Source organism: Candidatus Palauibacter sp. (assembly GCF_965213655.1).
Classification (GTDB): domain Bacteria; phylum Gemmatimonadota; class Gemmatimonadetes; order Palauibacterales; family Palauibacteraceae; genus Palauibacter.
Window position 1 is genome coordinate 2,264,438 of record NZ_CBDBZT010000003.1, and the last position, 22,383, is coordinate 2,286,820.

19 protein-coding genes are annotated in these 22,383 nt (G+C 69.2%); 13 read left to right on the forward strand and 6 right to left on the reverse strand.

Going from position 1 to position 22,383, the window contains the following annotated elements:
• Positions 1 to 6: 6 nt before the first annotated feature.
• On the reverse strand, positions 7 to 1,716 hold the full coding sequence (locus tag ACOOGH_RS12250) for a GMC oxidoreductase (RefSeq protein WP_420449171.1): 1,710 nt from the start codon (positions 1,714 to 1,716) through the stop codon (positions 7 to 9).
• Positions 1,713 to 2,366 carry a gluconate 2-dehydrogenase subunit 3 family protein gene (locus ACOOGH_RS12255; protein ID WP_420449172.1) on the reverse strand — a complete coding sequence of 218 codons (654 nt, stop codon included), beginning with the start codon at positions 2,364 to 2,366 and terminating at the stop codon, positions 1,713 to 1,715. Before ACOOGH_RS12255 ends, ACOOGH_RS12250 begins: the two co-directional genes overlap by 4 nt.
• Positions 2,367 to 2,524: 158 nt before the next feature.
• Here ACOOGH_RS12255 and ACOOGH_RS12260 point away from each other — a divergent pair, with 158 nt between their 5' ends.
• Positions 2,525 to 3,385 (forward strand): sugar phosphate isomerase/epimerase family protein, encoded by an 861-nt coding sequence (locus ACOOGH_RS12260; RefSeq protein ID WP_420449173.1) that lies wholly within the window; start codon positions 2,525 to 2,527, stop codon positions 3,383 to 3,385.
• On the forward strand, positions 3,378 to 4,301 hold the full coding sequence (locus ACOOGH_RS12265) for a hydroxypyruvate isomerase family protein (protein ID WP_420449174.1): 924 nt from the start codon (positions 3,378 to 3,380) through the stop codon (positions 4,299 to 4,301). The genes ACOOGH_RS12260 and ACOOGH_RS12265 overlap by 8 nt, the downstream gene beginning before the upstream one ends.
• Positions 4,302 to 4,310: 9 nt before the next feature.
• Here ACOOGH_RS12265 and ACOOGH_RS12270 read toward each other — a convergent pair whose 3' ends face one another.
• Positions 4,311 to 5,678: an NTP/NDP exchange transporter gene (locus ACOOGH_RS12270; protein ID WP_420449175.1), complete on the reverse strand. Its 1,368-nt coding sequence runs from the start codon at positions 5,676 to 5,678 to the stop codon at positions 4,311 to 4,313.
• Between the two features lie 104 nt (positions 5,679 to 5,782).
• Between ACOOGH_RS12270 and ACOOGH_RS12275 the strand changes: the two genes are divergently transcribed.
• The 11 genes from ACOOGH_RS12275 to ACOOGH_RS12325 all read left to right on the forward strand — a co-directional run bounded on the left by ACOOGH_RS12275 (position 5,783) and on the right by ACOOGH_RS12325 (position 18,104).
• On the forward strand, positions 5,783 to 7,156 hold the full coding sequence (locus ACOOGH_RS12275; RefSeq protein ID WP_420449176.1) for an NTP/NDP exchange transporter: 1,374 nt from the start codon (positions 5,783 to 5,785) through the stop codon (positions 7,154 to 7,156).
• Positions 7,157 to 7,173: 17 nt separating this feature from the next.
• Positions 7,174 to 7,998, forward strand: a complete 825-nt coding sequence (locus ACOOGH_RS12280) for a glycerophosphodiester phosphodiesterase (RefSeq protein WP_420450123.1) — start codon at positions 7,174 to 7,176, stop codon at positions 7,996 to 7,998.
• Positions 7,985 to 9,205 carry a DNA polymerase IV gene (gene dinB, locus ACOOGH_RS12285; RefSeq protein ID WP_420449177.1) on the forward strand — a complete coding sequence of 407 codons (1,221 nt, stop codon included), beginning with the start codon at positions 7,985 to 7,987 and terminating at the stop codon, positions 9,203 to 9,205. Before ACOOGH_RS12280 ends, dinB begins: the two co-directional genes overlap by 14 nt.
• A gap of 8 nt (positions 9,206 to 9,213) precedes the next feature.
• Positions 9,214 to 9,711, forward strand: a complete 498-nt coding sequence (locus ACOOGH_RS12290) for a PH domain-containing protein (protein WP_420449178.1) — start codon at positions 9,214 to 9,216, stop codon at positions 9,709 to 9,711.
• 6 nt (positions 9,712 to 9,717) lie between these two features.
• The gene (locus ACOOGH_RS12295) at positions 9,718 to 10,305 is read left to right on the forward strand and encodes an HDIG domain-containing metalloprotein (RefSeq protein ID WP_420449179.1); all 588 of its coding nucleotides are present in this window, start codon (positions 9,718 to 9,720) and stop codon (positions 10,303 to 10,305) included.
• A gap of 40 nt (positions 10,306 to 10,345) precedes the next feature.
• Positions 10,346 to 10,462, forward strand: coding sequence for a methionine/alanine import family NSS transporter small subunit (locus ACOOGH_RS12300; protein ID WP_420449180.1), 117 nt, complete (start codon positions 10,346 to 10,348; stop codon positions 10,460 to 10,462).
• A gap of 6 nt (positions 10,463 to 10,468) precedes the next feature.
• Positions 10,469 to 11,290 (forward strand): TonB family protein, encoded by an 822-nt coding sequence (locus tag ACOOGH_RS12305; protein WP_420449181.1) that lies wholly within the window; start codon positions 10,469 to 10,471, stop codon positions 11,288 to 11,290.
• 81 nt (positions 11,291 to 11,371) lie between these two features.
• Positions 11,372 to 14,635, forward strand: coding sequence for a carbamoyl-phosphate synthase large subunit (carB, locus tag ACOOGH_RS12310; RefSeq protein ID WP_420449182.1), 3,264 nt, complete (start codon positions 11,372 to 11,374; stop codon positions 14,633 to 14,635).
• A gap of 152 nt (positions 14,636 to 14,787) precedes the next feature.
• Positions 14,788 to 16,143, forward strand: coding sequence for an argininosuccinate synthase (locus tag ACOOGH_RS12315; RefSeq protein ID WP_420449183.1), 1,356 nt, complete (start codon positions 14,788 to 14,790; stop codon positions 16,141 to 16,143).
• Positions 16,144 to 16,149: 6 nt separating this feature from the next.
• Positions 16,150 to 17,640: an argininosuccinate lyase gene (gene argH, locus ACOOGH_RS12320; RefSeq protein WP_420449184.1), complete on the forward strand. Its 1,491-nt coding sequence runs from the start codon at positions 16,150 to 16,152 to the stop codon at positions 17,638 to 17,640.
• On the forward strand, positions 17,637 to 18,104 hold the full coding sequence (locus ACOOGH_RS12325) for an arginine repressor (RefSeq protein ID WP_420449185.1): 468 nt from the start codon (positions 17,637 to 17,639) through the stop codon (positions 18,102 to 18,104). Before argH ends, ACOOGH_RS12325 begins: the two co-directional genes overlap by 4 nt.
• Before the next feature lie 6 nt (positions 18,105 to 18,110).
• Here the strand turns inward: ACOOGH_RS12325 and ACOOGH_RS12330 are convergent, their stop codons facing one another.
• From ACOOGH_RS12330 to ACOOGH_RS12340, 3 genes are read right to left on the reverse strand one after another with little or no spacing between them, the layout of a single operon-like run.
• Positions 18,111 to 19,316, reverse strand: coding sequence for a glycosyltransferase (locus tag ACOOGH_RS12330; RefSeq protein ID WP_420449186.1), 1,206 nt, complete (start codon positions 19,314 to 19,316; stop codon positions 18,111 to 18,113).
• A gap of 53 nt (positions 19,317 to 19,369) precedes the next feature.
• Positions 19,370 to 20,911 carry an amidohydrolase family protein gene (locus ACOOGH_RS12335; protein ID WP_420449187.1) on the reverse strand — a complete coding sequence of 514 codons (1,542 nt, stop codon included), beginning with the start codon at positions 20,909 to 20,911 and terminating at the stop codon, positions 19,370 to 19,372.
• Positions 20,908 to 22,305, reverse strand: a complete 1,398-nt coding sequence (locus ACOOGH_RS12340; protein WP_420449188.1) for an FAD-linked oxidase C-terminal domain-containing protein — start codon at positions 22,303 to 22,305, stop codon at positions 20,908 to 20,910. The genes ACOOGH_RS12335 and ACOOGH_RS12340 overlap by 4 nt, the downstream gene beginning before the upstream one ends.
• Positions 22,306 to 22,383 lie beyond the last annotated feature (78 nt).

Below are 22,383 nucleotides of genomic sequence, written 5' to 3' on the forward strand. Positions count from 1 at the left end.
CCGGGGCTAGAGTTCGCCGCGGTTCTTCGCCCAGCGCGCGTAGTGGCAGGCGCGGGCGGTGAGGGCCATGTAGGTGAGTGACGGGTTCTGGCAGGCGGAGGAGGGCATCGCCGCGCCGTCGATCACGAACAGGTTCGGCGCGTCCCACGCCTGGTTGTAGCCGTTTAGGACGGAGGTCGCCGGATCCCGTCCCATGCGGGCCGTCCCCATCTCGTGGATCGTGAGGCCGGGCGCCGTGAGATCCGTGAGCAACTCGATGTCCACGCCGCCGCCGGCTTCCAGCATTTCCGCGGCGCGGTCGGCGCTGTCCCGCATCATCAAGCGTTCGTTGTCGCTCCACTCGCAGTGGATGCGAAGCGCCGGGATCCCCCACGCATCGACCCCCTCCGGGTCCAATTCGATGTAGTTCTCCTCGCGCGGGAGGCACTCGCCGAAGGCGCCGAGTTCGAACTCCCACACGCCGGGTTCGGTGAGCTGGCGCTTGTACTCCGCCCCGAACCCGGGCATGTCGAGGCCGCGGCTCCAGCCCTGTCGGGTGGACCAGCCCTGATAGCCGTAGCCGCGGATGAAGTCCGGGGACGGTTCCGTCACGTTCCGGAAGCGCGGGATGTAGATCCCGTTCGGGCGCTCGCCCGTGTAGCCGTGATTCTCCCAGCCCGGAAACTTCGCCTTCGCCCCGGTGCTCATGGTGTGGTCCATGAGATAGCGGCCCAGGACACCGCTCGAATTCGCCAGCCCGTCGGGGAAATCGGCGGACTTCGAGTGGAGGAGGATCCGCGTCGACTCGAGCGCCGAGGCTCCGAGCATCACGATCTCCCCGAAGAACTCCAGGTCCTCGCCGGTCTGACGGTCGATGACGCGCACGCCCGTGACGCGCCCGCGGGCGGGATCCCAGATCACGCTGTGCACGACGCTGTCCGGGCGTAGCGTCATTCTCCCGGTAGCCTCGGCGGCCGGGAGCGTGGCGTTCAGCGAGCTGAAGTAGCTTCTCGTGCGGCAGCCGCGGTGGCAGGGACCACAGTAGTGGCAGGCGCTCCGCCCCTTGTGGTCGCGTGTGAGGACGGCCGTGCGTCCGATCGTCATCATTCGCGTATCGCCGAAGTCGCGCGCGATCGCCTCCTTCACCGCGTTCTCGACGCAGGTCATCTGCATGGGAGGCAGGAGGACGCCGTCGGGCAGCTGCGGCAGGCCCTCGGGACGGCCGCTGATGCCGACGAACTCTTCGACGTGCGCGTACCACGGGGCGAGGTCCGAGTAGCGGATCGGCCAGTCGACGCCAATCCCGTCGCTCGCGTTGGCCTCGAAGTCGAGGTCGCTGAGGCGGTACGACTGACGCGCCCACATGATCGAACGGCCGCCGACCTGGCGGCCACGGATCCAGAGGAACGGCTTCTCGTCGGGGGTCGTGTACGGGTTCTCGATGTCGTTGACGAAGAACTTCCGGCCCATCTCATCGCAGGCGTAGCACTCGCGCTGGACGGGCTGCTCGGCCGCGAGCGCCTTGCGGTCGTTCCAGCCGCGATACGGCATGCGGTACGGGGGCACGTGTTCCACGTAATCCCGCTCGGGGACGATCATGGGGCCAGCCTCGAGGACGAGCGTCCGCAAGCCCAGTTCCGTAAGTTCCTTCGCGGCCCAGCCGCCCGTGATGCCCGAGCCGACGACGATCGCGTCCCAGACTTCCTGTCGGCGGCCGACCGCCGGGGCGCGGCTCACTGCTGACCCCCGGTACGGCTCTGCTGCCGGCTCTGTTGCTGGTTCTGCTCGCCGGGGCGGCCCTCTCCGGTGCCGTACTGGTCGAGGATGACGCAACCCTCGAAGGCTCCGGGGATGATCCGGTATCCGAGCGTCCGCAGACCGACCTGAGACGTGAAGTAGCCCGCGAGCGTGAAGCGCTTCATGTCGTAGAAGAAGGTCCGACGCTCGTCTTGAGCGGGGTCTTGGCGGAGCCGGTCGAGCTCCTCGTCCATCCGCGCCACGAGTTCCGCCTGCTGAGCCGGGGTGCAGTCGGCGAAGTCGGCGCCGTGGGCGGCCCGGGCTGTGGGGTCCACGGCGTCCAGGCCGACGAGGAAACGGTCGCGGTCCGACGCGTCCAGCCAACCGGTCAGGAGTGCATCGACGAATGCGGTAACGCCCGCCTCGCTCGCGCCGGGCGTGTCGGTCCGGGGGATGATGGTCTCGGCGAGCGCCGTCACCGTCCGCGCCTGCGCGGGCGTGAGCGTCGCGGGCGGCGCGCCGCCGACCGGGCCCGTGACCGCGCGTATGCGCTGCCCCAGCGCCAGGGCCTGCGCCACCGCGCCCCCCGGCACCAGGAGCGGCGCGCCCGCGGCCGCACCGATGATCTCGAGAGCCCTGCGCCGTCTCACAGTCGGTCCTCCTCGCCGGCATCGACGCGCGCGCGGACGGCAGGATGCCGCCTCGCTCCGCCATAATAGGCCGAGGCACGCCCGGCGCGAAGACCGCCCCCCGGACGACGGATCGACGGCGGCCGGGGAGCGCGGCATATTGCGGCATGGACAGACCGATGAAGCGACGAAGATTCGTGCGTAATTCACTCGGAGCCGGCCTCTTGCTGACGAGCGCGGGTCGCGCGGCCGCCGCCGGGATCCGGACGCTACCGGAGGCCTGGGGACTCCAGCTCTACACCGTGCGGTCGCTGATGGCGCGCGATGTCGAGCGCACCATCGCCGCCGTCGCCCGCATCGGCTACGGCGAGGTGGAGTTCGCCGGCTACTTCGGCCGCTCGCCCGCTCAGATCCGCGCCACGCTCGAAGCGGAAGGTCTCACGGCCCCTGCGGTGCACCTGTCGCTCCAGGAGTTGCGGTCGAGCTTCGAGGGGGCCGTCGATGCCGCCGCCCAGATCGGGCACCGATACCTCGTCCTGCCCTACCTGGCGGGTCCCGAGCGGCCTGGAGCCGACGGCGCCACGGGAACGGCTCTGGTCGACGGATACCGCCGCCTCGCCGACGAACTCAACGGACTCGGGGCGCGGTGCCGCGATGCCGGACTTCTCTTCGCCTACCACAACCACGATTTCGAACTGGAAGAGGTGAACGGGCTCCGCCTCCTCGACGTGATGATCGAGAACACGGACCCGGAACTGGTCCGCTACGAGATCGACCTCTTCTGGATCGTGCACGGTGGCGGCGACCCGTTCGACTACTTCGAGCGCTACCCGGGGCGCTTCGACCTCTGCCACGTGAAGGATCGCACCGCCGATGGCGAGATGGTGGACGTGGGCGCGGGCGTCATCGACTTCGAGGCGATCTTCGCGCAGTCGGCCCAGGCGGGGCTCATCCACTACTTCGTCGAGCACGACACGCCCGGGGATCCGATGGCGTCGGTCCGGATCAGCTACGAACACCTCGCGTCACTGGATGCCTGAGCCCCCCGCCCCCCCCGACGGGACGCCCGTCAGCCGCCGTGACGCCCTGCGCGCGACGGGCGCCGCCTCGCTCGGTCTCCTGGTCGGAGGCGCGGGAAGGCCGGCGTCGGCTCTCGGCCGGGCCCCCGGCGAAGCCGCCACCCCGGGACAGGCGGCCGGCATCACCCAGTCCGTCGCGCGCTGGTGTTTCGAGGACATCCCGCTCGTCCCCTTCTGCCGGGGCGTGGCCGACATGGGTCTCACGGCGATGGACCTGCTCCTGGTCGAGGAATGGCCGGTCGCGCACGACCACGGCCTCACCGTCTCTTGCGGCGACGTCGCGGCGGGCACGATCGAGGACGGCCTCAACGAACCGAGCAACCATCGAGGCATCATCGAGGCCTTCGAGCGCCACATCCCCCACGCGGCCCAGGTCGAAGTGCCCAACGTCATCTGTTTCTTCGGCAACCGCCGCGGGATGGAGGACGCCGTCGGGATCGAGAACTCGATCCGCTGCCTGCGGGAGTGCGCCCCGATCGCCGAATCCGAGGACGTGACGATCCTCGTCGAGGTTCTGAACTCGAAGCCCGGCGGACACGTCGACTACATCGGCGACCACATGGACTACGCGCTCGAGATCATCCGCGCCGTCGACTCGCCCCGCGTGAAGATCCTCTACGACATCTACCACATGCAGATCATGGAGGGGGACATCATCCGCACGCTCACGGATGCGAGCCCCTGGATCGGCCACTACCACACCGGCGGGGTCCCGGGACGGGCCGAGATCGACGGGACGCAGGAACTCAACTATCCCGCGATCGTGCGCGCCATCGGGGACACCGGTTTCGAGGGCTTCATGGCGCACGAGTTCATCCCGCGGAGCGGCGAACCCCTGCGCTCGCTGCGCGAAGCCGTGGAGTTGTGCGCCGTCTGATTCGAACCGTCAGGGACGGCGACTCCCGGCGCTCCGCGCCGGCCTCCGAGCCAGCGCCGACTGCTTCTTTCCCAGCCACAGCGAGATCATCAGCCACAGTCCGGCCAGCGGGACCATGGTCAGCGCCAGCGCGGAGCTTCCCAGCCCGAGCGCGCGCAATCCCGCGAAGGACCACACGCCGATCTGGTCGCCCGCCCGGTAGACGAACAGGTCGTTGAAGTTCTTGGCCTTGTACTTGTCCCGACGCGGAAGGACGGTGTAGAGCACCTCCCTCGTCGGCACCGCGAGCGCAAAGTTCCCGGCCCTCCGCAACACCTGGAACACCACGAACACCGCGAAGACCGGCGCCGCCCCGAGCGCCAGGAAACCGAGGACGCTGAGCACGGGCAGGATCCCGAGCGCGAGGCGCACGCCGAGCCACTTCAGAATGCGGCCCGTAAGAAAGAGTTGAGTCATGAGGGTGAGCAGGTTCACCGCAAGGTCGATGAGCGCGAAGACCGAGGTCCGCTCCGCGCCCGTCTCGAACGTCCGCGAGACGATCTCCGCCTGGATGTTGTAGAGGAAGGTGGAGCCGATCGTGAACAGCAGCATGAAGGCGCCGATCCCGAGCAGGTAGGGCGAGGCCAGGACCCGCCGAATCCCCTCCAGCGGCGAGCCCCCGATCACCTCCTCCGCATCCCTTCCACCGCCTGCACCATCCGAGCCGTCGCCGGCAACGTCACCCGCGTCAACCGCAGCCCGGGGGGTCGTGCAGCGCGAATCCAGCGCCTTGAGGCAGACGACCGCGCCCTCGAGCAGCAGCACCGAGAACAGAAGGAGCGTCGCGGGCGACAGGAACCCCACCAGCAAGGCCGTGATCGAGGAGCCGACGATCCCGCCCACGGTTCCACCCACGCCAATGAGGCCGAAGAGTCGCCGGCTCTGGCGCTCGCGGAAGATGTCGGTCATGAACGACCAGAAGACGGAGACCACGAACAGGTTGAAGACGCTGATCCAGACGAAGAAGGTCCGGCCGATCCACACCGAAGCGGCGCCGTCGGTCACGACCTGCAGCAGCACGAAGTAGACGAGCAGGTTCAGCATGAAGAAGCGGTACGTGAGCGTCACGAACCTCCTGCGGGTCCACCGGGACACGACCGCGGCGAAGATGGGGTGGACGAGGAGCATGGCGGTCAGCGTGCCGGTGAAGAGCCACGGGATGTTCTCGACTCCGCCCGCCACGGCCATCTCCTCGCGGATGGGCCGGATCACGTAGTACGAGGAGAGAATGAAGAAGAAGTAGAGGGCCGACAGGAGTACGAGCCGGGCCTCTTCCGGACGGGCGCCCGTCAGCCACGCCGCGAGCGTGCGCGGCTCGCTCTCCGGGGGTGGGGTCATGCGGGGGAAGCTCCGGGGTGGCGCTTCATTGTGCCTCTGCTTGCCGGTCGATGGAGAAAAGGATTCTCTTCAGAGGATCTCGGAACCTAACGGTGGGAGCGAACGTGGCCAGCTTGCCGGAAGTTGTCGTCAGCTTCGGAAGGCGGATTCTCAACATGAGGCGGGGCGAGTTCAGCCTCGCGGTGTTGTCCGCGCTCTTCTTCTTCCTCGTACTCTGCGGCTACTTCTTCCTCCGTCCCGTGCGGGAGGCGATGGGGGTCGCCCGTGGGATGGGCGACCTGCGCTGGCTCTTCGCCGTCACATCGGTGGCGTCGCTCGGCGCCGTCCTTGCCTTCGGGGGCGTCGTCGCGCGCACGAACCGCCGGCGCTTCATCCCCGTGGCCTATCTCTTCGTCATTACCTGCCTGATCGGTTTCGCGACGCTCCTCATCCTGGACGCGCGCGCGGGCGGCGGCCTCATCGGCACCGACGCGGAGACCGGCCTCTCGCGCGGCATCGGGTACACGTTCTACGTGTGGCTGAGCGTCATCAACCTGGTCTCGACCAGCGTGTTCTGGGCCTTCATGGTCGACGTGTTCGACGTCGATCAGGGGAAGAGGTTGTTCCCCTTCATCGGGATCGGAGGCACGCTCGGGGCGCTCGCCGGGGGCGGCGGCGCGAGCCTGATCAGCGGCCTCACCGACAGCCCCTACCTGCCCGCGGGCCTCATGCTCATCGGGGCCGGCTGCTTCGCGCTCGCGATCGGCGTCATGCTGATCCTCGACGGCACGGCGGGCCGCTCGAAGCTGTCCCGGCTCGAGACGGCTACTGCAGCGGGAGCGGAAAGCGGCGGCGGGAGCGCACCGGGCGCCAGGATCGGTGGCGCATTCTGGGACGGCGCGCGGGCCGTGGCCACATCGCCCTACCTGCTCGGCGTCGGCCTATGGGTCGTGTTCATGGCCGTGTCGAACACGCTGATCTACTTCACGCAGGCCAACGTGATCCTCGAGGCGACGGACACGTTCAGCCAGCGGGTGGGAAGCTTCGCCAACTTCGACTTCCTGGCGCAGGCCGCCACCCTGTTCACGCAGGTCTTCGTCACGACGCACGTGATCCGGAAGCTCGGCGTCGGGTGGACGCTCGCCATCCTGCCGGTCGTGACGGTGCTCGGGTTCGTCGTGCTCGCCGTGTGGCCGATCTATGGCGTGATGATGATCTTCCAGGCCGTCCACCGGGCGACGCGGTACGCGATTTCGCGGCCCTCGCGCGAAACGCTGTTCTCGGTCGTGCCGCCCGCGGAGAAGTACAAGGCGAAGCCGATCGTCGACGTCTTCCTGTACCGGGGCGGTGACCTCGCCGGCGCCGGAATCGACAGCATGTTCGCGATGCTCGGCCTGACGCTAGCCTGGGTGGCGATGTCCACGGCGCCGCTGGCCGGGATGTGGATCGTACTCTCCGTGGCGCTCGGACGGGCCCAGGCGCGACGCGTGGATTCCTGAGCCGCCCGACGGTGCCGATGCTGCCCGACGATCTCTTCGGGCCCGGGTCGCCGCTGCGGGTCATCGGCCACCGGGGGGCGGCGGCGTTCGCGCCCGAGAACACGCTCCCTTCCTTCGAGCACGCGGTGCGCGTGGGGGCCGACGCGGTGGAACTCGACCTGCACCGGAGCGCCGACGGCCACCTCATGGTCATCCACGACCCCGGCCTCGACCGCACCACCGACGGGACGGGGCAGGTGGAGGAGATGACGCTGGACGAACTGCGCCCCTTCGACGCCGGCTACCACTTCACGACCGATAACGGGAAGACCTTCCCGTTCCGGGGAAAGCGTGTCGGCATCCCCACCCTCGAGGAGGTGCTCGAGGCGCTGGGGGACCTCCCGGTGGTTGCGGAGATCAAATCTGCGGCCGCGGGGCACGAGCTGGGGGCGTGGCTGCAGAGGAGCCGGAACCGCAGGGATCGGGAGCGGATTCTGGTGGGCGGCTTCGAGCGCAGGGAAGTGGAACCCGCGAGCCGGCACGCCCGTTGGCGCTGCGCCTATCAGGACGAACTCCGCACGTACGTCGTCCTCGGCAAGTTCGGCCTTGGAGGCCGGGTCGCGCCGGCCAACTGCGATGCCGCCATGCTGCCCGAACGGCAGGGCGCGCTGCGCATCGTCACACCGCGGTTCGTGCGGCGCGCCCACGCCGACGGCATGGGCGTCTTCGTGTGGACCGTAAACCACCCGGACGACATGCGGCGCCTCCTCGACTGGGGCGTCGACGGGCTCGTGAGCGACGCCCCCGGGCGGGCGCGGCGGATCCTCGACGAGAGGGAAGTGGGGGGAGATGCCGCAGCCTGAGACGCGGCTGCGCACGATCCTCCACGTCGACATGGACGCGTTCTATGCCGCCGTCGAGATGCGCGAGGATCCCTCGCTGCGCGGGAAGCCGGTCATCATCGGATCCGCCCCGCACAAAGGCCGGGGCCGGGGCGTCGTCTCGACCGCGAACTACGAGGCCCGGCGTTACGGCATCCATTCCGCGATGCCAATCTCGCAGGCTTGGCGCCGCTGTCCCGAGGGCGCCTACGTGCGCCCGCGGATCGGCTTCTACGCGGAGATCTCCGGGCGAATCTTCGACATCTTCCGCTCGTTCACCGACCAGGTGGAGACGCTGTCGCTGGACGAGGCGTTCCTCGACGTGACGGCCAGCCGGCGGCTGTTCGGCACCGGGCCCGAGATCGCCGCGCGGATCCGGCAGCGGATCGCCGAGGAGGAGCGGCTCACGGCATCGGTCGGCGTAGCCTCCAACAAGTACGTGGCGAAGGTGGCGAGCGACCTGAAGAAGCCGGACGCGCTCGTCGTGGTGCCGCCGGGGACCGAACGCGAGTTCCTGGCGCCGCTCTCGGTAGCGCGACTCTGGGGCGCGGGGCCGAAGGTGCAGGCCCGCCTGGCCCAACTCGGCCTGAAGACGATCGGGGATCTGGCGCGCAACAAGCCCGAGTTCCTCGAGGCGTCCCTGGGCCGGAAGCTGGGGCGACGGCTGCACGAACTCGCAAACGGGGTCGACGTACGGCGGGTCGACCCGCGGCCGGGGCGAAAGTCGCTCGGCAAGGAAGTGACTTTCCCGCGGGACGTCGAGGATCGCGCCCGCGTCGAGCGGACCCTGCTCGCCCTGTGCGAGGGAGTGGCGCGGTCGCTCCGAAAGAAGGGGATCGCCGGGCGCACGGTGCAGCTTAAGCTGCGCTGGGACGGCTTCGAGACGCACACGCGCCAGCGCACGCTCGAACGGCCGGCGGACATGACGGAAGCGATCTGGCCCGTCGCCCGGGAGCTGTTCCGGAAGGCGGACGATCCCCGCCGGCTCGTGCGGCTCATTGGCGTAAGCCTCTCGGGCTTCGATCATCCGGAGGGCGAGCAATTGAGACTGCTCGACGACGATGACCCGGCCTCCGGCGACGCGGTCCACCGGGAGCTGGCGAAGACGATGGACACGGTAGCGGACCGGTTCGGCCGCGACGCTCTGAAACGGGCCGCCCTTCTCGATTCCAACGTGCGAGGCACGTAGCGAGGCACATGACCATGCAGGTATTCCCGATTCCGCCCGCCTCCGGGCGCGGCATCATCTGGTTCTTCGTCATCATGATGGTGGTCCTCGGCGCCGTGACGCTGATGATGGGCTGGGCGGCCTGGTCCACCCGCAACAGCCGCGCCGAGGTCTCGCCCGCGGGGCTGAAGCTGGTGGGAGACCTCTGGGGCCGGACGATCCCTCTCGACCGTCTCGAACTCCACGAGTCGCGCGTGGTCGATCTCCGTGGCGAACCCGATCTCGTTCCGCGCCGGCGCACGATGGGGACGGCGCTCGGCGGTTACTCCGCCGGATGGTTCCGGCTGCGGAGCGGGGAAAAGGCCCTCCTGTACCTCACGGACCGGCGGCGGGTGGTGTACATTCCCACGCTCGACGGATACTCGCTCCTCCTGAGCCAGAGTGAACCCCGCCGCTTCCTGGACGCCCTGCACGACGCGACGGGCGGCACGGCCGGAAACGCCGACGAAGCCACCGAAGGAGAGTGACCACGGATGCTCCCGACACGCGCTGAGGCGCTCGCGATCGTCCACGAATACACCGAGAGTCCCGGGCTCCGGCGCCACATGCTGGCGGTGGAGGCCAGCATGCGGGCCTACGCGAACAAATTCGGCGAGGACGAAAACCGTTGGGGCGTGGCAGGACTGCTCCACGACTTCGACTACGAGCGCTGGCCCAACCACGACCGCGCGCCCGACTCGGAACATCCCTCCACCGGGGTCGCCATCCTGCGCCAGAAGGGTGTGGACGAGGACATCCTCGAGACGATCATGGCCCACGCCGATTACACGGACGTGGAGGCCACGACGCTGATGTCGAAGACGCTCCGGGCCGTGGACGAACTCACCGGTTTCATCACCGCCTGCGCCCTCGTGCGGCCGACGCGACTCACCGGCATGAAGACGAGGTCGGTGAGAAAGAAGATGAAGGACAAGGCGTTCGCCGCAGCCGTGAGCCGCGACGAAATGCTCGAGAACTGCGCCGAACTGGGCGAGGACATGGGCGAGCACATCGCCTTCGTGATCGCCGCGATGCAGGTTGCTGCGGAAGACCTCGGCCTTAACGGCCCCGCCCCCGGCTGAACGCCGTGGAACGCGCCGCCCGCTTTGGAGGTGACCGAGCATGACCACGACGACGATAATCATGATGATCGTCATCCTCGGCTTCGTCTGGGGAGGACTCGCCGTCCTCGCGTCGATCGCCTGGCGCAAGGAAGGCGCCAAGGGAGGAGAGGGCTAACCCCCCGTGACGACCGAGAGCACCCTGCGGCGGGTGTCGGGCCGGCCGGGGACCCGGGCTCTTCTCGCGCCGCTCGCGGTGTTGGCGTTTGCTTCCTGCTTCCTCCCCCGCCCGATGCGGCCGCCCGAAGCCACGCCGGAGCCCGTAACGGGTGCGGTCGTTCGCGACTCGGCAGCAGTGGGCGCCGCGGGCCGGGACTCGATCGCGGAGGCACAGAGAGAGGCTGCAAGGCAGGACTCGATTGCGAGGGCGCAACAAGAGACCGCACGGCAGGACTCGCTCGCGAGGGCGCAGAGAGAGGCCGCACGGCAGGATTCGCTCGCGAGGGCGCTACAAGAGGCCGCACGACAGGATTCGATCGCGAGGGCCGAGCAAGCCGCAGCCGCGCGGCGAGACTCGCTGGAAGCGGCTCGGCGCGATTCGCTGGTCGCCGCCGCCCGACGCGACTCATTGGCCAGCATCGAGGTCGCTCGCGCTGCGGACCGAGCGGAGTTGGCGGAACTCCGCGAATCGGGTCCCGCCTACGTGCCCTCCGAGGAGGCGGCTCGTCTCGTGTGGGACACCGATGCCGAGGCCGCGCTGGCGACGACCCTGCTTCCGGTGATCCGCGCCGAGGGACTCGACGCGGACATCGCGGCCTCCATCTGGCTCCTCGTGCGCGCCGACGGGAGGGTCGAAGCCACGGCGATCCAGACCACCTCCGGCGACCAGGCCTTCGATCAGGCGGCCGTGCGGGCGGCCCGCCAGTTTCTCTTTGCGCCCGCGCTCCGCGACCGGCGCGCGGTGCCCGTCTGGGTCCTGCGCGAAGTCTCACTTCTCATGCGGTAGCCTGCGGGCCCCTCACCCCGCCGCTTCACCCCGCCGCGGGGGGCTGCGATCCGCCGTCCGACTGAATAGCTTGCGCGCCCGATGCCACGCCGCGACGACATCTCTTCGATTCTTCTCATAGGCTCCGGACCGATCGTGATCGGCCAGGCCTGCGAGTTCGACTACTCCGGGACGCAGGCCTGCCGCGCGCTCCGCGAGGAGGGATATCGAGTCATCCTCGTGAACTCGAATCCCGCCACGATCATGACGGACCCGGACATCGCCGACGCGACCTACATAGAGCCGCTGACGGCCGACTGGGTCGAGCGGGTGATCGAGGCCGAGAAGCCCGACGCGCTCATTCCCACGATGGGCGGCCAGACGGCGCTCAACGTCGCCCTCGAACTGGCGGAACGCGGGGTGCTCGACGAACACGGGGTGGAGCTGATCGGCGCCGACGTCCGCGCGATCCAGCTCGCCGAGGACCGGGAACAGTTCGCCGAAGCCATGGAGCGGATCGGGCTCGCCCTGCCTCCCGGCGGCTTCGCCCGCTCCCTCGACGAGGCGCTCGAACTGGTCGAGGAGACGGGATTCCCCGCCATCATCCGTCCCTCCTTCACCCTCGGCGGCACCGGCGGCAGCACCGCCTACAACCGCGAGGAGTTCGAGGATCTCGTCCGCGCCGGCATCCGCTCGTCACCGATCGGAGAGGTGCTCATCGACAAGAGCATCATCGGCTGGAAGGAGTTCGAACTCGAGGTGATGCGGGACCAGGCGGACAACGTCGTCATCGTCTGCTCGATCGAGAACTTCGACGCCATGGGCGTCCACACGGGCGATTCGATCACCGTCGCGCCGGCGCTCACGCTTTCGGACCGCGAGTACCAGGCAATGCGGGACGCGGCCATCGCCTGCATCCGGGAGATCGGCGTGGACGCGGGCGGCTGCAACATCCAGTTCGCCGTGCATCCGACGACGGGGGAGATGCTCGTCATCGAGATGAACCCCCGGGTGTCCCGGAGTTCGGCGCTCGCGTCCAAGGCGACGGGCTTCCCGATCGCCCGCATCGGCGCCAAGCTCGCCGTCGGTTATCGCCTCGACGAGATCCCGAACGCGATCACGCAGGTGACGCCCTCCTGCTTCGAGCCGGTGCTCGACTACATGGTCGTGAAGATCCCGCGTTTCGCGTTCGAGAAGTTCCCCAAGGCGGACGCCACGCTCGGCGTGCAGATGAAGGCCGTGGGCGAGGTGATGGCGATCGGCCGCACGTTCCAGCAGGCCTGGCTCAAGGGCTTCCGCGCGCTCGAGAACGGGCGGACGGGGTGGCTGCCTTCCCCGGACCCGGATGAGGACCGGCTCGAGGACGACGAGGTCGACACGGTACGGGCCGCGATCCGCACCGCGACGCCGGAGCGCCCCTTCCAGCTTTATCGCGCCTTCCAGGCGGGCCTCTCCGTTGCCGAGATCAATCGGATCACCGGAATCGATTCCTGGTTCCTTTCACAACTCGAGGAACTCGTGCGCGAGGGCGAGGCATGCGCGGCAGGTGCGGAGGTCACGCCCGAGGACATCGAACGGTTGAAGCGAATCGGCTTCGGCGACGCGGAGATGGCACAGTTGCGCGGGACAACCGAGGCTGCGGTGCGCGAGCTGCGCCAGGCCGCGGGGCTCCGGCCCGTCTACAAGACCGTCGACACGTGCGCGGGCGAATTCCCCGCCGCCACGCCGTACCTCTACTCGACGTACGAGGACGAGAACGAATCCGAGCGCTCGGACCGGCGCAAGATCATCATCCTCGGCAGCGGCCCGAACCGCATCGGACAGGGCATCGAGTTCGACTACTGCTGCGTTTCGGCCTCGCTCGCGCTGCGCGAGGAAGGGTTCGAGACGATCATGATCAACTCGAATCCCGAAACCGTCTCCACCGACTTCGACATCTCGAACAAGCTCTACTTCGAGCCGCTGACGGTGGAGGACGTACTCGCGATCGTGGAACAGGAGAAGCCGGAGGGCGTCATCGTCCAGTTCGGGGGACAGACGCCGCTGACGATCGCGCGCAAGCTGGAGCAACTCGGTGTCCCCATCCTGGGGACGAGCGTCGAGTCGATCGACCGCACCGAGGACCGCCGCCGGTTCGACAAACTCTGCCGCGAACTGGGCGTTCCCATGCCTCCGGGCGGCACGGCGACGAGCATCGAGGAGGCGCTGGAGATCGCGGAGGAGATCGGCTATCCCGTTCTCGTCCGGCCCAGCTACGTGCTCGGCGGGCGCGCCATGGAGATCGTGTACGATCCGATCTCGCTACGGGAGTACTTCGCGCGCGCGGTGCAGGCCTCTCCCGAACATCCCGTCCTCCTCGACCGATTCCTGGAGGACGCCTTCGAGGCGGACGTGGATGCGGTGTGCGACGGTGAGACGGTCGTGATCGGCGGGATCATGCAGCACATAGAGGACGCCGGCGTGCACTCCGGCGACTCGGCCTGCGTCCTGCCGCCCTATCTCCTGCGCGACATCGACATGGAGGCCATGCGCCGCTTCACGCGGGACTTCGCGCTCGCGCTCGACGTCCGGGGCCTCATCAACGTGCAGTTCGCCGTGCACGAGAAGACGGTCTACGTGCTCGAGGTGAACCCGCGCGCGAGCCGGACGGTGCCCTTCGTGAGCAAGGCGACGGGGGTCCCGCTGGCCCGGGTGGCCGCGCGCGTCCTTGCCGGGGTGAAACTCGCCGACCTGGGCCTCGGCGACGAACTCGTCCCGCACCAGGTCTCGGTGAAGGAGGCGGTGCTCCCCTTCGACAAGATCCCGGATGCGGACACCGTGCTCGGGCCGGAGATGCGGTCCACGGGCGAGGTCATGGGATACGCAGACAGCTTCGGGCTCGCGTTCGCGAAGTCGCAGATCTCCGCCTACCAGGCGCTGCCGACGGAGGGGGCCGTCGCGATCACCGTGCACGATCAGGACAAGCCGAACATGGTGCCGATCGCGCGGCGCTTCCATGAACTGGGCTTCTCGATCTTCGCCACCGAGGGGACGGCGAAATACCTGCGCGGGCGGGGAGTCCCCTGCGAGCGCATCCTCAAGGTGCACGAAGGGCGACCGAACCTCCTCGACCGCATCGTCTCGGGCGAGGTCCAGTTGCTCCTGAACACGCCGCTCGGAAAGCACGCACAGCACGACGACTACATGATCCGCCGTGCGGCCGTCGTCCGGCGGGTGCCCTACACGACAACCCTTTCCGCAGCCTCGGCCGCCGCGGACGCGATCATCGCCCTCCGCCACCGCCGCCACACGGTCCAGAGCCTCCAGACGCGGGACGTGGTGGAGGTGGAAGAGGACAGGCTCACGAGGACCGCCGGCACCGTCTGACCTTCCCGCGGGAACGTCCCCTCCACAGGTCCACCTCAATCCGTTGCATGTTTATGCATATTCTTGTATATATTCTCGCTCGCCGTGAGTGACGTCCTGGCGCGGGCCTCACTCCGTGAACGGTGCACGCAACTGCCACCTCGGGATCGAGCATGACGAAGAAGAGCGTGAAGCGGGTCGCCCTCGCCTATTCCGGCGGCCTCGATACATCGGTGATGGTCACCTGGTTGAAGGAGAATTACGACTGCGAGGTCGTCGCGGTCGTCGTGGACGTCGGCCAGAAGGAGGACTTCGAGGCGGCTCGCGAGAAGGCGATGGCCACGGGCGCGATCGCCTGTCGAGTCATCGATTTCCGCGAGGAGTTTCTGACCGAGTGTGCCTTCCCCGCACTGAAGGCGGGGGCCGTGTACGAAGGCCGCTACCTGCTCGGCACCTCTCTGGCTCGGCCCGTGATCGCGGCGGCTCAGGTCGAGGTCGCGCGCGAGTACAACTGCGACGCGGTCGCGCACGGGTGCACCGGCAAGGGCAACGACCAGGTCCGCTTCGAACTCACCTACCAGGCGCTCGCTCCGGAGCTGACCGTGATCGCCCCGTGGCGCGAGTGGGAGATCACTTCGAGAGAAGACGCCTTCGCCTATGCCGCGGAGCGCGACATTCCCGTGCCGGGCAGCCCCCGGAAGCTCTACAGCATCGACCGGAATCTGTGGCACACGTCGTTCGAGGGCGGGATCCTCGAGGACACGACCGCGGCGACGCCGGATGAGTTGCGGGAGTTGACGGTCGATCCGGCCGAAGCGCCGGACGCGCCCGAAGACGTCGTCATCTCGTTCGAGTGCGGCGTCCCGGTGGCGCTCAACGGTGAAGCGCTCAATCCGGTGGCGCTCATTCAGGCTCTGAACGAGAAGGCCGGGGCCCACGGGGTGGGGCGCGTCGATCTCGTCGAGAACCGGCTCGTCGGCATGAAGAGCCGCGGCGTCTACGAGACGCCGGCGGGGACCGTGCTGCTCGCCGCGCTGGCCGATCTCGAGTCGATCTCGCTCGACCGGGACACGGCGGGCTTCAAGCGGGGGATCGCCGACCGGTACGCGGAACTCGTCTACCAGGGTCTCTGGTTCTCGCCGCTGCGCGCGGCCTTCGACGCTTTCCTCGATGAGGCGCACGCGACCTCGACCGGGGACGTGACCGTTCGGTTGTTCAAGGGCTCCGCGCTGCCGGTGGCGCGAACGTCACCCTTCTCGCTGTACCGGGAGGATCTCGCCACGTTCGAGGAAGATTCGGTCTACGACCAGGCCGACGCCGGCGGGTTCGTCCGCCTGTGGGGCCTTCCCTCGAGCCTGGCCGCGCGAGTGCGGACGGCGGCGCGCGTGGATGGCACCGCCGCCGACTTCGCGTCCAACGGCGCGGATGCGGCGCAGATTGGCACCGCGGGGGGCACGGAGTTGGGACTGGCGGTTCCGTCGGGCGCGCCCAGGCGAGCCGGCCGGCCGCTGGTGTCCGCCCGAGGCTGACAACCCGTGACGGACGAACCCGAAGGGGGAGCGCCGGGCGACGCCCTTTGGGGGGGGCGCTTCGCGGTCCCCGTGCATCCGGCGATCCTCGAGTTCACGAACTCGCTGCCCTTCGATCGGAGGCTGGTCCGGCACGACCTCCTCGCGAGCCTCGCGCACGCCCGCATGTTGCGCGAGACGTCGATCCTGCCGAGGGCTGACAGCGACCTGATCCTGTCCGGCCTGTCGGAGGTCCTGGGCGAAGTGGAGGCGGGCGGACTGGAGGTCGAAGGGCCGGACGAGGACGTGCACACGTGGATCGAACGCACGCTCGTCGAACGCGTGGGGGAAGCCGGAAAACGGCTCCACACCGCCAGGAGCCGGAACGACCAGACCGCGATCGCGCTGCGGCTCTACGTGCGCGAGCGCCTCGAGGACGTCCTTTACGGGGTCGCGGGGCTGCAACGGGTGCTCACGGGGCAGGCGGCCTCGCTTCGGGAGACCTTCCTGCCGGGCTACACGCACCTGCAGCGGGGACAGCCGGTGAGCCTCGCACACCACCTTCTGGCCCACGTGGCCTCGCTGGCCGCGGACGCCGAACGGCTCCGGGCCGCGCACCGGCTGGCGGGCGTGTCGCCGCTCGGCTCGGGCGCGCTCGCCGGCACCTCGTTCCCGATCGATCCCGCGCGCAGCGCCGCCCTGCTCGGACTCGACCGCACCTTCTCCAACAGCATGCACATCGTCGGCGACCGCGACTACGTGCTCGACGCGGCGTACGCGTGCGCGCTGCTCGGCGTACACCTGTCCCGCTGGGCGGACGAAGTCGTGCTCTGGTCGACGCGGGAGTTCGGGTTCATCGAACTAGACGACTCCGTCTCGCAGGGCAGCAGCATCATGCCGCAGAAGAAGAACCCGGAGGCGGCCGAGATCCTGCGCGGAAAGTCGGCGCGGGCGATCGGCAACGTGACGTCGCTGCTCGCACTGATGAAGGGTCTCCCGCTCACCTTCAACAGCGACTTTCAGGAGGACAAGGAGCGCCTCTTCGACTCGCTCGACACGGCGGACTGGTCGCTCGCGGCGGCGATCGCGATCGCGCGGGGCGTGAACTACCGGACGGACGTCATGGAGGCGGCGCTCGCCGGCGGGATGCTGACCGCGACCGAACTCGCCGACCACCTCGTCCGCCGAGGCGTCCCCTTCCGCACCGCGCACCACCAGGTGGGCGAGGCTGTGAGCCTGGCCGAGGAAGCCGGCGTGGAGCTATGGGAACTCGACCTCGAAGCCCTTCGGGCCTGCTGTCCGTCGGCGGGAGACGACGTGCACGACGTGTTGCGGCCGGACGCCGCCGTCGCCGCACACGATTCGCCCGGCGGGCCGGCGCCGGTCCGCGTGCTGGAGCAACTGCAGGCCGTCGACCGCGAGGTGATCGAGCTGGAGGCGTGGCTGGACGGCCGCTCGGACCCGCCGATCCGGCGTGCCCACCTCGAGGAGCGGCTGCTGGACGCGGAGATCGCATGACGCCGGCACGCCGCAGAGCGCGCGAGCGGGCGATCCTGCAGATCATCGACCGCCGGCCGATCCGGACCCAGACCGAACTCGTGGCCGCGCTCGCGCGACGGGGCGTCGCGACGACCCAGGCCACGCTGTCGCGGGACATCCGGCGCCTCGGCGTCGTGAAGCGGCCCGGCGCGGGCGGCCCCCGGTATCACCGCCCCGAGCCGGAGACCACGCCGCCGAACCCCCGCCGGGTGCTGGCCGTGACGCTGAGCGAGTTCGCGCTGGAGGTCGGCCCGGGCGACGCGCTGCTCGCGGTCCGGACGCTGAGCGGCTGCGCCAACGCCGTCGCGATCGCCGTCGATGAGTCGGAGCTGGAGGGCGTCGTCGCGACGGTCGCGGGAGACGACACGATCCTCATCCTGTGCCGCGACGCGGAGACGCGGTCCCGGCTCGCTGCCGACCTGCGTTCGCTGGCCGGTCTCTGAGCCGCCCTACACTTCCCGGGGACCCTCAGACATCTCGGTTCGTGGCCGGATCCGCGCGGCGCGCAGTTTCGACAGGGGAACGGGAGGGCCACCCCACGCGACCCCGCGCACCACGGCGAGAACCGTGGAACGCAACAGCGTGTACGCCACGATTACGATGCCGGGCGGAAGGAGGAGGCCGGTCCACCAGGGGTGGGCGTCGTCCCTCAGTACGGTGGTCGCCGGCAACCAGCCGATGAGGAGGCAGGCGGCGAAGATGGCCGCGGGCGCGATCTCGCCGGTCGCCCACAGCAGCGGCGCCAGGACGAGGGGGGCGACGGCAAGCCACAGCAGCCCGGCGCTGGAGACCAGCGCCTCCGAGAGACGGTAGTTCCGCGCGGCGAAGAGGTTCTTTTCGGTCCCGCGAATGAAACCGCCGAGGGAATCGTACCAGGGGCACGAGATCACCTTTTCGCCGTTGAGGAAGTCCGACCGCAGCCCCGAGATCTTCACGAGTTGACCCAGCCTGAGATCCTCGTCGGGCCGCAGCGCGACGCTTCGGTGTCCTCCGATGGCGCGGTAGGCGTCGGCGCGCATGATCGTATAGGCGCCGACGCCCATGCAGGCCGAACTCCGGGGGTCGCGGACTTTCCAGAGACGCTGCGTGGCGGAGACGCAGAGGCGGAGGGCCATCATGGAGGCCCGAAGCATGCGGCCGCTGACCACGATTCCCGGGCCGGCGCTCAGATGGTCGAGGCACTCGCGCATGAGGTGCCGCACGCCGAGCGCGACGGCGTCCGGCGCGAAGCGGATGTCGCCATCGGTGAAGAGCAGAAGCTCCCCCGCCGCCGCGTCCGCACCCCGCTGGGTGGCGTGGTTCTTGCCGAACCAGCCGTCCGGCAGCTCCTCCACGTCGATCACCGAGAGCCGCTGGTCCTCCGTCGCCAATCGCGCGGCGATCTCCCCGGTGCGGTCCTCGGAGCGGTCGTTCACGAACAGGACCTCGAAGTCCGGGTAGCGGAGGGCAAGCAGCGACCGGAGCGCCTCCTCGACCGACGGTTCCTCGTTCCTGGCCGCCACGATCACGGAGAGGGGCGGAGGCGGAGGCTCGTCCGCGCGAGGCGGCGCGATTCTGTCGAGTCTGCGGACCTTGAGTTCGCTGTAGGTGACGGTCCCCGCGATGCCCGTCCACACGACCAGCGTGAGGACCGCGAGCGCGAGGAATAGCGTCACCGTCTATCGCCGTCCGGCGAGGGGCCGACCCGGCAGGCGGGGGAGAGCAGGCGCTACCGGGTGCCGCTCGTGATCGGCTGGCCGGGATAGACGCCGGGCACGATCTCCCCCTCCCGGACCACGGCCGTCCCCTCGACGAGGAGATACATGACCCCTTCCGAGGGCGCCGCCGGGTCCGCGTACGTCGAGTGGTCGATGATCGTCTCCGGGTCGAACACGACGATGTCCGCGTCGGCGCCGGCCTGCACCCTTCCCTTCCGCGCCATCACGGGCGCGAAGCCCTCCACCCGTTGCGCCGGCAGGATCGTCATCTTGGCGAGCGCGTCCATGAGGCTCAGCGCCCCACGCTCACGCACGTAGTGCCCGAGCACCCGCGAATAGGTGCCGGCGCCGCGCGGATGGATGGCGGCGTACAGATACGGGATCCCGTCGCTCGCCACGATCACGTCGGGCTGCGCGATGATCCACTCGTTCGTCTCCTCGTTCCTCCCGTGGATCACGACCCAGCCGCCCTGCTCCCGGTAGCGGCGGAAGCTCTCCGCGTTGAGCCGTTCGGGGGTCCCGGACCACTGCAGGCGGCTGTATTCCTCGTCGGAGAGCCCCTCCCACGCATCGAACAGGGCCGATTCGATGCGAGTCGAGCCCGCCGTATAAGGGTAGGACTCGGTCGTGATGTCGATCCCGCGCTCGCGCGCCCCGCGGATCATCTCCAGCGTCGTGCGCGCCATCTCGTCCGCGCTCGAGTTCATGTGGACGATGTGGAGCGAGGCCCCCGTGGCGAGCGCGTTCGCGATCACCTCCTGGAAGGCCCCCAGCGTCCCGCCCGAGTTCTCGCCCCGGATGTGGACATAGGCCGGGGCCCCCTGCGCGGCCGCGAGTTGGAAGGCCCGGTAGATCTCCGTCCGCGAGGCACCCGGCGTGTACGTGATGCCGAACCCGATCCCGAGTCCGCCTTCCGCCAGACCCGACGCCATGAGCCCGTTCAGTTCAAGAATCTGCTCATCGTCCAATTCACTGTACACGGCTTCCGACTCGAACGGGCTGGGCTCCCCCGGCGGCGTCATCGTCGAGTGCCCCGCGTCCACACCCGTGACGAGCTTGACGCGCGCCCCCGGATGGCTCACGGTCGCCCCGAAGTGGATGGGGGCCGTCCCCTCGCGCGAGGCGACCCATTCGGCCACCGGGTACACGCCGATCTCCATCTCGAGCGCCGTCGTCACGCCGTCTAGCGCCTGGAGCTTCGCGCTCACCGTATCCTGTCCGTGCGCGTGCAGATCGATGAAGCCGGGCGCGACCACGAGGCCGGTCGCATCGATCGTGTCCCGTCCCTCGACGCCTCCCTCCGACACCGCCGTGATCCGTCCGTCGGCGACCGCGACATCGCGCACGGCGTCGAGTCGCGTCTCCGGATCCATGACCCGGCCCCCGAGGATGACGAGGTCCGCGACGCCCTCCGCTCCGGCGGCTGTGTCCCCGCTCTCCGGGGAAGCGCAGGCCGCGATCGCGAGGATCATCAGCCACGCGGTTCCGAGCGTCGAGGCCCGCGGCTCGAACGCCGTTCGTCGGCCACGGCCGATGCCGCTCTCGATCGTCATGCGACCACCTTTCCCGGATTCATGAGGCCCTTCGGGTCGAGCGCCTCCTTGATCGAACGCATGGCGTCGACCGCCGCCCCGTGCTGCGCCCGCATGTAGGGGATCTTTCCGTAGCCGACCCCGTGCTCGCCGGTGCACGTGCCTCCGACCGAGATCGCCTGCTCGATCATGCGCGTATTCACCCGCTTCGCGCGGGCCATCTCCTCCTCATCGTCCGGATCGATGATGAAGAGGACGTGGAAGTTACCGTCTCCCGCGTGGGCAACGATCGGCGCCAGGAGGCCCTCCGCGTCGATGTCCTCGCGGGTCTTCAGGAGACACTCGGCGAGCGAGGAGATCGGGACGCAGACATCCGTCGCCCACCCCCGGGCTCCCGGACGGAGGGCGAGCGAGGCGTAGTAGGCCTCGTGCCGGGCCGCCCACAGCCGCGACCGTTCCTCGGCGCGCGTGGCCCACTCGAAGTCCGTCCCGCCGAGTTCCTTCGCGATCAAGCCCACTTCGGTCGACTGCTCCTCGACGCCGGCGGCCGTCCCGTGGAACTCGAAGAAGAGCGTGGGACGCACCGCGTAGTCGAAGTCCGAGTACCGGTTCACCGCGTCCATCTGCACCTCGTCGAGGAGTTCGGCCCGCGCGACCGGCACCCCGCTCTGAATCGTGTAGATCACGGCGTCGACGGCATCGGCCAGCGTCGGGAAGGAGCACACCGCCGAGGCGACCGCCTCCGGGATCCCGCTCAGGCGGAGCAGGACCTCCGTGATGATGCCGATCGTGCCCTCGGAGCCGAGGAAGAGCCGCGTGAGGTCGTAGCCGGCCGAGGATTTTCTCGCACGCCCGCCCGTCCGGATCACCGTGCCGTCCGGGAGTACGACGGTGAGGCCGAGCACGTTCTCGCGCATCGTGCCGTAGCGGACCGTGGTCGTCCCGGAGGCCCCGGTTGCGGCCATCCCGCCCAGGCTCGCGTCGGCGCCCGGGTCGATGGGGAAGAAGAGGCCCGTCCCCTTCAGGTGCTGCTCCAGCGCCATGCGCGTCATCCCCGCCTCGACGCGACAGTCCATGTCCTCGGGGTTGAGTTCGATGAGGCGCGTGAGGCCGCTCGTCGCGATCGTCACCCCCCCGCGCAGCGCGGCGACATGCCCCTCGAGCGAGGTCCCGGCCCCGAACCCGATCATGGGGACGCCGTATCGGTGGCAAGCCCCCACGACCGCCGACACCTCGGCCGTCGACTCCGGGAAGACCACCGCGTCCGGCGGTTCGTTGGCGTGGAACGACTCGCCCTCGCCGTGCTGCTGGCGCATCGCCTCGGCCGTCGTGAACCGGTCGCCCAACGCCTGTTCGAGTTCGTTCTCGAGCACCGCCGGGAGCGGGGTCCGTCTTGTCTGCGTGATCGTACTCATGCCGGACGTTGCCGCCGCCCCCCGCCGTTCGTCAAACGCGCTCCGCCGCGGGCAGTCCCGGGCCCGGTCTCTTGACCC

Excerpts from the sequence above, each read along its gene's own strand:
- ACOOGH_RS12340 (WP_420449188.1), bottom strand. The coding sequence starts at position 22,305 with ATGAGTACGATCACGCAGACAAGACGGACCCCGCTCCCGGCGGTGCTC.
- dinB (WP_420449177.1), top strand. The coding sequence starts at position 7,985 with ATGCCGCAGCCTGAGACGCGGCTGCGCACGATCCTCCACGTCGACATG.
- ACOOGH_RS12335 (WP_420449187.1), bottom strand. The coding sequence starts at position 20,911 with ATGACGATCGAGAGCGGCATCGGCCGTGGCCGACGAACGGCGTTCGAG.
- carB (WP_420449182.1), top strand. The coding sequence starts at position 11,372 with ATGCCACGCCGCGACGACATCTCTTCGATTCTTCTCATAGGCTCCGGA.
- ACOOGH_RS12280 (WP_420450123.1), top strand. The coding sequence starts at position 7,174 with ATGCTGCCCGACGATCTCTTCGGGCCCGGGTCGCCGCTGCGGGTCATC.
- ACOOGH_RS12270 (WP_420449175.1), bottom strand. The coding sequence starts at position 5,678 with ATGACCCCACCCCCGGAGAGCGAGCCGCGCACGCTCGCGGCGTGGCTG.
- ACOOGH_RS12260 (WP_420449173.1), top strand. The coding sequence starts at position 2,525 with ATGAAGCGACGAAGATTCGTGCGTAATTCACTCGGAGCCGGCCTCTTG.
- ACOOGH_RS12290 (WP_420449178.1), top strand. The coding sequence starts at position 9,214 with ATGACCATGCAGGTATTCCCGATTCCGCCCGCCTCCGGGCGCGGCATC.
- ACOOGH_RS12325 (WP_420449185.1), top strand. The coding sequence starts at position 17,637 with ATGACGCCGGCACGCCGCAGAGCGCGCGAGCGGGCGATCCTGCAGATC.
- ACOOGH_RS12300 (WP_420449180.1), top strand. The coding sequence starts at position 10,346 with ATGACCACGACGACGATAATCATGATGATCGTCATCCTCGGCTTCGTC.
- ACOOGH_RS12265 (WP_420449174.1), top strand. The coding sequence starts at position 3,378 with ATGCCTGAGCCCCCCGCCCCCCCCGACGGGACGCCCGTCAGCCGCCGT.
- ACOOGH_RS12315 (WP_420449183.1), top strand. The coding sequence starts at position 14,788 with ATGACGAAGAAGAGCGTGAAGCGGGTCGCCCTCGCCTATTCCGGCGGC.
- ACOOGH_RS12295 (WP_420449179.1), top strand. The coding sequence starts at position 9,718 with ATGCTCCCGACACGCGCTGAGGCGCTCGCGATCGTCCACGAATACACC.